This window comes from Accumulibacter sp. (genome assembly GCF_016789985.1).
GTDB lineage: Bacteria > Pseudomonadota > Gammaproteobacteria > Burkholderiales > Rhodocyclaceae > Accumulibacter.
The window spans coordinates 1-3217 of the sequence record NZ_JAEUOL010000080.1; the positions used below are offsets into that span (position 1 = coordinate 1).

Sequence of the window (3217 nt, forward strand, 5' to 3'; positions counted from 1 at the left end):
TCGATGCCCATGTGCGTGAAGCGGCCGAAGACGTCGAAGACGTTGTTGGCGTGCACCGTGGTCAGCACCAGATGTCCGGTCAGCGCCGACTGGACGGCGATCTCGGCGGTCTCGCGATCGCGGATTTCGCCGACCATGATCTTGTCCGGGTCATGCCGCAGGATCGAGCGCAGGCCGCGCGCGAAGGTCAGTCCCTTGCGGTCATTGACCGGAATCTGCAGCACGCCGGGCAACTGGTACTCGACCGGGTCCTCGATGGTGATGATCTTGTCGCGCCCGTTGTTGATCTCGGAAATCGCTCCGTAGAGGGTGGTCGTCTTGCCCGAACCGGTCGGACCGGTGACCAGCAGCATGCCGTAGGGTTCTTCCACCAGCCGGCGCAGCGCCTTCAGCGATGACTGGTCGAAACCCAGCGAATCAAGGGTCAGCGAACCGTGCGCCTCGATGACGCCGCGCTTGTCGAGGATGCGCACGACCGCGTCCTCGCCGTGAATGCTGGGCATGATCGAAACGCGCAGATCGATGTCGCGCCCGGCGACCTCGACGCGGAAACTGCCGTCCTGCGGGATCCGCCGCTCGGCAATGTCGAGTTCGGCGAGCACTTTCAGGCGCGAGATCACCTGCTCGGCCAGGACGACGCCGTTGACCTGGGCGACCGCGTCGAGCACGCCGTCGAGACGGTACTTGATGGTGATGCCGCCCGGCGTGCTCTCCAGGTGAATGTCGCTGGCCGCCGCCTTGACCGCATCGTAAACGGTGGAGTTGACCAGCTTGACCGCCGGGCTGGAAGCCTCGCTGAGCGAAGCGAAACTGAGCACCTCGGCGGTCCGCCGTTCGGGCGCCGCGCTGGTCTCGTGCAGCAGCGAAGGGACGGCATGCACCGATTCTTCGTGCTTCGAAAGATAGGCCTGGATGTCGGCGGCGAGCGCCAGGCGGTAGTTCACCGGCGTGCCGGCCAGGCTGCCCAGCCAGACCATGCAGTCGCTGTCGAAAGGGTCGGGAATGACGCCGATGATTTGCTCGCGCGCCGCCGCCTGCGACGCGCGCAACAGCACGCAGCCGCGCGTCTGCGCCTTGACCAGCGGCAGCAGGTCGAAGGCCGGCGCGCAGGCCAGCATCTCGCCGGTGTCCATCACCGCCAGGCGGAAGCGCCGGGCGAGCCGATCGACCAGCGAGCGGGGTTCGCTGCCGGTCAGCGCCTCCAGTTCGGCGAGCAGCGGACGCCCCGCCACCTGCGCCTGCTGCCGGGCGCGCAGCAGGAGTGCATCATCGAAGAACGGGGCGAGGTCGCTGCCGGGTGCGTTCATTGCAGCGTCCCCGCGAGGTCGAAGATCGGCATGTAGAGCAGAATGACGATCAGCCCGACGAGCAGCCCGATGGCGGTCATCAGGACGGGCTCGAAGACCTTGGTAAAGCGCTCGATCCAGCGCGCGCTCTCGCCTTCGTAGAACAGTGCCGAACGGGTGAGCATGGCGCCCAGTTGCCCGGAACGTTCGCCGACGCGCAGCATGCGCAGGGCGATCGGCGTCGCCAGGCCACAGCGGTCGAAGGCCTGTGACAGGGTGCCGCCGTCCGAGATCATGCCGCGCGCCGCGCGCAGCGCGACGCGTGTGGTCGGTGAAACGGTGTTGCCGACGATATCCAGCGCGGCGAGGATCGGGATGCCCCCCTCGAGCAGCATGCCGGTGGTCAGGTAGAGACGCGACAGTTCGATGATGCGCACGCGCTCGCCGATCCCCGGCAGGCGGGTCAACAGGACGATCCAGCGGCCCGAACGAATGAACTGCCGCAGCCAGTAACCGGCCGCCAGGGCCAGCCCAAGAACGCAGATGAAGACGAGGTCGGTATGCTGGCCGACGAACTGCCCCCAGTCGAGCAGCCGTTGCGACAGCCAGGGCAGCGAGCGACCGCTGCCCTGATAGACCCCGGCAAAGCGTGGCACGACGTAGCCCATCAGGAAGAGGGTCACGCCGCAGCCGACGACGAGCAGGATCAATGGGTAGATGGCGGCGCTGACCACCTTGCTGCGCACCGCTTCGAGACGCGTCTGGTAGTCGATGTAGCGCGCCAGGGCGCGGGGCAGATCGCTGGTTCCCTCGGCGGCCCGCACGATGCCGACATAGAGCGGCGGGAAGATGTCGCCCTGGCGGGCCAGCGCCGCCGAAAAACGCAATCCCTCGCGCAGATCGCGGGTCAGGCGCTCGAGCACCGAGCGCGCGACCGGCGACGATTCCTTTTCGAGCAGTGCTTCGAAGGCTTCGACCAGACTCAGCCCGGCGTCGAGCAGGGCGAGCAGTTCGGCGCTGAACAGCAGCAGCGAGAAAGCCTGTCGGCGACCGCCCGGCAAACCCGCCGCGTTCGTCGCCGTGCCGCGCGCGGCCTTGATCGACAGCGGCTGCAAGCGCTGTTGCTGGAGCAATCTGCCCGCTTCGCCGACATCCGCCGCCTCGACGCTGTGCGTCTCGATCAGATTGTCGGGAGATAAGGCACGAACTTCAAAGCGCATCCCTGCTCCAGAACCTGCTCACTGATTGGTGACGTCGGCCGCATCGCCGCTGCCGCCGGGCTGTCCGTCCTTGCCATACGAACTGATGTCGAAGTCGCCGCTGGTGCCCGGCGCACGGTACATGTAGGCCCGGCCCCAGGGATCGGGCGGCACCGCCTTCTGCAGATAGGGTCCGTTCCACTTGGCGGCGTTGGCCGGCCTGGTGAGCAGGGCGTTGAGTCCCTCTTCGCTGGTCGGGTAATGGCCAACGTCGAGGCGGTAGGCATCGAGCGCGCGCGAAAAGGCCTCGATCTGTGCCTTGGCCACCCCCTGCTCCGACTTGCCGAGCTGCGAGAAGTACTTCGGACCGACGTAGGCCGCCAGCAGCCCGATGATGGTCACCACCACCAGCAATTCGAGCAGCGTGAAGCCGCCAATCCGCCAGCTCCGCCCGCCCCCTGCCGACCTCGGGCCGGCGGGGCCGCCTGCCGCCCGCCGGGCTGTCCAGCCCGATTTCAGCCCAACCGACCACGACTGTCTGATCACTGCTTGTTCCCTCGCGCTGCGGCGGCCAGGACCGCCGGTACATAAAGCATGGTCTCGCGATACGGCGGGATGCGCCCGCCGTGTCTGGCCACCGCACCCTGCCCCGCGTTGTAGGCGGCCAGCGCCAGGGCGACGTTGCCCTGGTGCTCGTTGAGCAGGTCCTTGAGATGGCGCACCCCGGCGTCG

Annotated in this window: 4 protein-coding genes; all 4 read right to left on the bottom strand. The window is 67.5% G+C overall.

Features of this window, described 5'->3' with window-relative positions; all coding sequences use genetic code 11:
* On the bottom strand, nucleotides 1–1307 hold a 1307-nt coding region (locus JNK99_RS04830; protein ID WP_291849407.1), incomplete at its 3' end, for an ATPase, T2SS/T4P/T4SS family.
* Entirely contained in the window at nucleotides 1304–2506 is a 1203-nt protein-coding gene (locus JNK99_RS04835; RefSeq protein WP_291849410.1) for a type II secretion system F family protein, read from the bottom strand. The genes JNK99_RS04835 and JNK99_RS04830, both read right to left, overlap by 4 nt.
* A gap of 18 nt (nucleotides 2507–2524) precedes the next feature.
* Complete coding sequence (gspG, locus tag JNK99_RS04840; protein WP_291849416.1) at nucleotides 2525–2923, bottom strand: type II secretion system major pseudopilin GspG; 399 nt, start codon at nucleotides 2921–2923, stop codon at nucleotides 2525–2527.
* Between the two features lie 104 nt (nucleotides 2924–3027).
* The coding region (locus JNK99_RS04845; RefSeq protein WP_291849413.1) for a lytic transglycosylase domain-containing protein at nucleotides 3028–3217 on the bottom strand (190 nt) is incomplete at its 5' end.